This is a genomic window from Mesorhizobium sp. WSM4837 (assembly GCF_055811435.1).
In genome coordinates, this window is the sequence record NZ_JBVVQE010000085.1 from 21,305 (window position 1) to 27,494 (window position 6,190).

General features: G+C 63.7%; 4 protein-coding genes. 3 read left to right on the forward strand and 1 reads right to left on the reverse strand.

Annotated elements, in window-relative coordinates:
* Positions 1-17 precede the first annotated feature (17 nt).
* The 3 genes from AC0L3D_RS31910 (at position 18) to AC0L3D_RS31920 (ending at position 3,799) form a co-directional block, all read left to right on the forward strand.
* Positions 18-383, forward strand: a complete 366-nt coding sequence (locus AC0L3D_RS31910) for an MmcQ/YjbR family DNA-binding protein (RefSeq protein ID WP_027153335.1) — start codon at positions 18-20, stop codon at positions 381-383.
* Positions 384-635: 252 nt separating this feature from the next.
* Entirely contained in the window at positions 636-2,114 is a 1,479-nt protein-coding gene (locus AC0L3D_RS31915) for a L,D-transpeptidase family protein (protein ID WP_473647031.1), read from the forward strand.
* A 137-nt stretch (positions 2,115-2,251) separates the two neighbouring features.
* Entirely contained in the window at positions 2,252-3,799 is a 1,548-nt protein-coding gene (locus AC0L3D_RS31920; protein ID WP_473630121.1) for an MFS transporter, read from the forward strand.
* A gap of 20 nt (positions 3,800-3,819) precedes the next feature.
* Here the strand turns inward: AC0L3D_RS31920 and AC0L3D_RS31925 are convergent, their stop codons facing one another.
* Positions 3,820-5,781 carry a M23 family metallopeptidase gene (locus tag AC0L3D_RS31925; protein WP_023797309.1) on the reverse strand — a complete coding sequence of 654 codons (1,962 nt, stop codon included), beginning with the start codon at positions 5,779-5,781 and terminating at the stop codon, positions 3,820-3,822.
* Positions 5,782-6,190: the final 409 nt, after the last annotated feature.

Consider the following 6,190-nt stretch of genomic DNA (forward strand, 5'->3'; position numbering starts at 1 on the left):
ATTAAACGGGGGCGCAGATGACGTTGGACGACTACAACAGCTTCTGCGCCTCGCTGCCGTCGGCGACCCATGTCGTCCAGTGGGGCGGTGCTCATGTCTGGAAAGTCGGAGCCAAGGTCTTTGCGATCGGCGGTTGGAGCGATGGCAAGGAGCCGTTCGTCACCTTCAAATGCTCCGACATCGCTTATGACATCTTGAAGGAACAGCCGGGCCTTCGGCCCGCGCCCTATCTTGCCTCACGCGGCATGAAATGGATCCAGCGCCAGACAAGCCAAAGCATGGACGATGACGCGCTAAAAGACTATCTGCGCGAAAGCCACCGCCTTGTCGTGCTCAAGCTGACGAAGCAGGCGCGCAAGGAATTGGGATTCGCCGCCAGCTAGTGTTCTTGCTCCAGGCCGCCAGAAATCCGCCATCTTCATGCCCGGTTCATGTTGGAACCTTATGGTTGGCAACTGATTTGCTGGCGAAGGGTTCGCCTGCCGCAAAGGCCCGAAAATCGAATTGGATTTTCGGAAAGCATGATGCGGAGTTTTTTAAGTGTTAGAGCGTCCCTGCGCGTCCGAAGGGACGCGCGGCGCTCTAAAGAGACAACGCCGGGCGGCGGCAATTACGGACCGGAGAATTTGGCCAGCATGTTCCGCACGATCTTCACCCTTTCGGCGTTCGCCGCCGGGCTGCTTTCTTCGAGTGTAATGGCCGCGCCGACGCAGGACATCGCGCCGCGATCTGCCCGCGCCGCGGATGCCCGAGCCGCGGATGGCCATGCTGTGCTGGTCGCCCAGAACGGCGATTTCGACGTCTACTACGACGCCAGAGGAAACCGCGTCATCGTCGATACGGAAACCGGCAAGGTGCTCGCCATCCAGCCGCCGCAGACCAGGTTCGATCGCCGCGCACTCCGCCGCGAGGGCTTGCGCAATCTCGGACCGGTCGAGGACGACCGCTATTATCTCGACGATCCGGACGACACGGCGCGCTTGCGCCGCAGGCAATTGGAAGAGGAGGGCCTGATCGTCGTACCGCCGGTCGAGGAATATGATCCCTACGGCGATCCGGTGGACGCTTTTCCCGAAGCACCGGTGGATGGCGGCAACTATGGCAACAATTATCCGGAAGCGCCGCAGCCGGTAAGGCCGCGCACCGTCAAGCGCCAGCCGCTCAACGAGGCTGCGATCGAACCGGTCGAACCGACGGCGCCGGGCGACCAGGCGGCACTGCCGCCAAAGATCGACGGGAAGATTGTCGTCGATCCGTCGCTTTCACTCGGTGCACGCCAGGAGGTCGCGGCGCTGCAAGTGCTGCTCGACCGCGCCGGCGCTTCGCCCGGCGTCGTCGACGGACGCTTCGGCTCGAATGTCGACAAGGCGCTCGCCGCCTATAACGAGATCACCGGCAGCAATCTGCGGTCGACCGATGTGGTCGGCATCCAGGCGGCGCTTGAGCAATCCGGCGGCGATGCCTTCGCCTCCTACAGCATCACGCCCGAGGATGCGGCCGGCCCCTATGTCGCCTCGGTGCCGGAAGACTACGGCCAGAAGGCGCAACTCGAACGGCTGAGCTACACCTCAGTCACCGAAGCGCTGGCCGAGCGGTTCCACATGGACGAGAACTATCTGGAGGCGCTCAATCCGGAAGCCAATTTCAACCGTCCCGGCACGATCATCAAGGTCGCCAATTTCGGCAGGCTGGTGGCCACGCCGGTGGCACGCATCATCGCTGACAAGGGCAAGAAGCAGGCCCGCGCCTATGACGCGTCGGGAAAGCTGATCGCGGCCTATCCAGCCACCATCGGCTCGGCGGACACGCCTTCACCCACCGGCACGCATGCGGTGTCGCGGGTCGCTCTCGACCCGAACTACACCTACAATCCGAACATCAATTTCAAGCAGGGCGAAAACAACAAGATCCTGACCATCCCGCCGGGCCCGAACGGCCCCGTCGGCTCGGTCTGGATTGCGCTGGACAAGCCGACCTACGGCATTCACGGCACACCCGACCCCTCCAAGATCGGCAAGACCGAAAGTCATGGCTGCGTGCGGCTGACCAATTGGGACGCGCGCGAACTGGCAAAAATCGTGTCGCCGGGGGTCACGGTGGAATTCATCGACTGAGCCCTATCCCAAATCATCGCGCAGTCTTGGGCCAACCCGGGAGCAGGCTCTTTGGGCGACGTGATCCTGTTCTGGTTTCAACGACAGCAACCCTTTGGCCGGTTGTTGCCGGCGCATAGGAGGTCTAAGCAGGCTTCATGCGTTCTCCAAGCGAAGTCGGCGCCGAAGCCGTCCCCCTGGTCAAGCAGCTGCCGGCCGATACGTTCTGCCCGCAATCGCGACGCAGGTTCGTGCTGATCGCGGCGATCCTGGCTTCCGCGCTTGGCTTCATCGACGGCTCGATCCTGGCCATCGCCACGCCGGCGATCCGCGTCGATCTTGGCGCCAGTTTCGCCGAGGCGCAGTGGATTTCAAACGCCTATGCGCTGACGCTTTCGGCACTCATCCTTGTTGGCGGCGCCGCCGGCGACCGTTTTGGCCTGCGGCATGCTTTCGTGGCAGGCATCGCGCTGTTCATTGCCGCCTCGCTTGTCTGCGCGGTGGCGCCGAATCCACCAATGCTCATTGCGTTTCGCGCCATCCAGGGCATCGGTGCTGCCATCATGGTGCCAGGCAGCCTCGCTATTATCGCCAAGGCCTATCCGAAGAAGGAGCGCGGCAGGGCGATCGGCATCTGGGCGGCAGCCTCGGCGCTGACGACGGCGCTTGGCCCGGTGCTGGGCGGCGTAGTCTTGTCGGCCTTCGGCGACGGCATCTGGCGGGTGATCTTCGCGGTCAATCTGCCGCTTGGTCTTGTCTCGATCTATCTTCTCGCCAAGGTCCCGGCCGACGCGCCGACCGAAAGGCGCAGCCTCGATCTCGGCGGCGCTGCACTCGCCACCTTGGCGTTCGGAGCGCTTGCCTACGGCTTGACTTCGATGAGTGCAGAGGGCGAGGGGCAAATGTCCGGCCCGAGCATTGCCGCCGGCGCGGTGCTGCTCATCGTGTTCATTGTCTTCGAGCGCCGCCAGCGCGAACCGATGATCGATCTCTCGCTGTTTCGGGTCGGCGCCTTCGCCGGCGCCAATGTGGCGACCTTCTTCCTCTATTTCGCACTGTCGGCCAACCTGTTCTATCTGCCGATGCTGCTTATCGCCGGATGGGGGCTGAGCGCCGCCGAGGTCGGCTTCATCTTCCTGCCGCTGTCGGTCTTGATCGCGCTGTTGTCGGGGCCGGTCGGCCAGTGGTCCGACCGGATCGGTCCGCGTTTTCCGATCGCCAGCGGCAGTCTCGTCGTCGCTGTCGCCTTTGCCGGGCTTGCCGTGCTGGCCTATGCTGGCTTCCACAGTTTCTGGTGGGGCGTGTTTCCGCTGATGGCGCTGATGGGGCTCGGCATGGCGCTGGTGGTGTCGCCGCTGTCGACGGCGGTGATGACGGCGGTCGAGGACAAGGATACCGGTGCTGCCTCGGGAATCAACAATGCCGTCTCGCGCATTGGCGGCCTGATCGCAGTGGCGGCGATGGGGTCACTGGCGGCCTGGGTCTATGCAGCCGTGCTGAACAGCGGTGCCGCATCCGGCATTCCGGGTTTCGGCGAACCGGCGCCGGATGTCGATGCAGCAAGGCTTGCCGCCAGCGACGCAGCGTTCGCAGCAGTCGCCTTGGTGACCGCGCTGCTTTGCCTGCTCTCGGCGATCGTGGCGTGGACAACTGTTTCCGGCGAGCGACTGCCATGGCCGCGTGGATCCGAGGCTCCGCAGCGCTGAGCAGCCAGGCCCAACTCAGCTCAGCCTTCAATCTTGGCGCTCGCGACCTTCAGCGAATCATTGTCTTCCTGCTTGAGCAGATCATCGATGCGCCCGCGCTCGCGCTTGAAGGCAACGAGGTCGTCGCCCTTCAGCACCTTGCCGACCGGCAGGCGAACGCGCATCGGGTCGACCTTGGTGCCGTTGACGATCAGCTCGTAGTGGAGATGCGGACCGGTGGCGAGGCCGGTCTGGCCGAGAAAGCCGATGGTCTGGCCTTGGCGGACGCGCACGCCCGGCGCGATGCCTTTGGCAAATGCGCTCTGGTGATTGTAGGAGGTCTCGTAGCCATTGGCGTGACGGAGGATGATCTGTTTGCCATAGCCGCCGGCCCAGCCGGCCTTCTCGACGACACCGTTGCCGGCGGCGATGATCGGCGTGCCGATGGCGGCTGACCAATCGACGCCGGTATGCAAGCGCACATAGCCGAGGATCGGATGCCTGCGGGCACCGAAGCCGGAGCGGAATTTTCCTGCGGGCAGGGGATTGCGCAGCAGGAATTGCTGGGCGCTGCGGCCGTCCTCGTCGAAATAGTCGGTGCTGCCGTCCTGCATCTGGAACCGGTAGAAATTACGCGTCGTGCCGCCGAAGCTCGCCGAGACATAGAGCAGCTCGGATTCGTCGGATGCCCGGTCGTCGCCATCCGGCTGCGAGAACAGCACCTCGATGCGGTCCGACGGATTGAGCCGCGACTGGAAATCGACGCCGGACGCCAGGAGCTTGATCAGCCGCTTGGTCATCGCCTTGGACATGCCGTAGGAGTAGGCGGCGCGGTAGATGCCGTCATAGACGTTCGGCAGATTGCCGCGCACCACCACCGGCGGCGAATCATCGAACGCGGTCAGCAATTCGGGATTGGGCTCCGGCTCCTGCGCCGGCACATATTGGCCGTGATCATCGAGCGCGATGGTGACGATATGCTGGGCCCTGTCGTAGATGCCGGTGCGAACGACCTTGGCGGCGTCGCCATGGATCTCGAGGCCGACGCGCAGCACGGTTCCCGCCTTGAGCGCTGTCGCATTCAGCAATTTGGCGATCGCCTCGGCCATACCGGTGGCGTCCTCGCCGGTATAGCCCGAATCGGCGAAAGCCTCGACGATGTTGCGGTCCCTGGTGAAGGGGATGATCTCCTCGGCGAAGGCCGGCGCCTGATCGTCGGGGGCAGCACGCGGCGACACCGAGACGTTTTCCGGAACGATCCTGACGTCGTAGGAGCCGGCCATGCTCTCGGCGAATGCATCGCCGAATCGCTGCGGGTCGACATAATGCAGCGATGCGACCTGCACGGCGCCGTCGCTCAGACCCGTGCCGGCCTCGCGCACCACCTTTTCCACCTCGTCGGCGGACAAGTCACTCTTTTCGTCGAACGCTGCCGTCTCGATTGGGAAATCGACCGTTTTCAGGCTCAACTCGCTTTCGACCTTGGCGCCATAGATCTGGCCTGCGGCGGCGGTCGCCGGCTGACCGGCATTGCCGTCGCGGTCGTCGCCAAACACCTGCATCGGATTGAAAGGCGGATAGGCGCGGCTGGTCGTGTGCCCGGCGGCAAGCGCCATCTTGATCTGCACGAAAGGCATGGTGTGGATGACATCGCGGTCGCCGACCTTGGTCACCATCGGCACTTCCATGCGCCGGCGGTCCTTGGCCTTGGCGATCTGGCGCGGCGCCACCAGCCTGGTAGTCTTGGCGATCTCGCCGGAATCGTCGCCTCTCGCAAGGCTGATCAGTTCGGCGATTTCGGGCGGCGTCGCCAATTGCTGACGGCCGTCGAGGGCTGCGAACAGCGCCACACCCATCAGCACGCTCGACGTCACGCCGGTAAGAAAAGTGCCCGACAGCCAGCGCGCCGAAACCTCGCGCCGGTCGGGCGGGCCACTGCGACCGTCCGCAATCAGCGGCGGCTCGTTGCCGAGTTCGGCTATGACATTTTCCGTATCTGGCATCCAGAAAGGCTGCTTCTTCCCCGGGCGGGACGGCTTGTCGCTTTTGTTGTGGCCATGACATTTGCCTGTCACGGCGGGCGAAGTCAACGAAGCGGCTGGCTTCGGCCGAGATCCCCAGTCATACTTCTCTCTTAGTGGCTCTCTTACAGTCTCTTGTAAGGCGCCGCGCCGGTGGTGCTGCGCCAGCTTCGTTGGCCTTGGTGTCAAACCGCAATGCGGCGGCAATAGGGCTCCGTGGCGATGTTCGGCTTTGTTATCCCCATGCCGCCGCGGAAGTCGGCTACCGAAAATCGGCGCCGCAATCTTTCGTCGCAAAAAATTCAAAAAAGACCGAAATCGTTGTTGACACTTTGGATGGGCGCCGACTATATACGCCTCACCAACGAGGGCGGCGCGCCGCTGGCGACGA

What these genes read in the sequence shown, in the direction of transcription:
- AC0L3D_RS31910 (WP_027153335.1), top strand. Translation starts at nt 18, where the DNA reads ATGACGTTGGACGACTACAACAGCTTCTGCGCCTCGCTGCCGTCGGCG.
- AC0L3D_RS31915 (WP_473647031.1), top strand. Translation starts at nt 636, where the DNA reads ATGTTCCGCACGATCTTCACCCTTTCGGCGTTCGCCGCCGGGCTGCTT.
- AC0L3D_RS31920 (WP_473630121.1), top strand. Translation starts at nt 2,252, where the DNA reads ATGCGTTCTCCAAGCGAAGTCGGCGCCGAAGCCGTCCCCCTGGTCAAG.
- AC0L3D_RS31925 (WP_023797309.1), bottom strand. Translation starts at nt 5,781, where the DNA reads ATGCCAGATACGGAAAATGTCATAGCCGAACTCGGCAACGAGCCGCCG.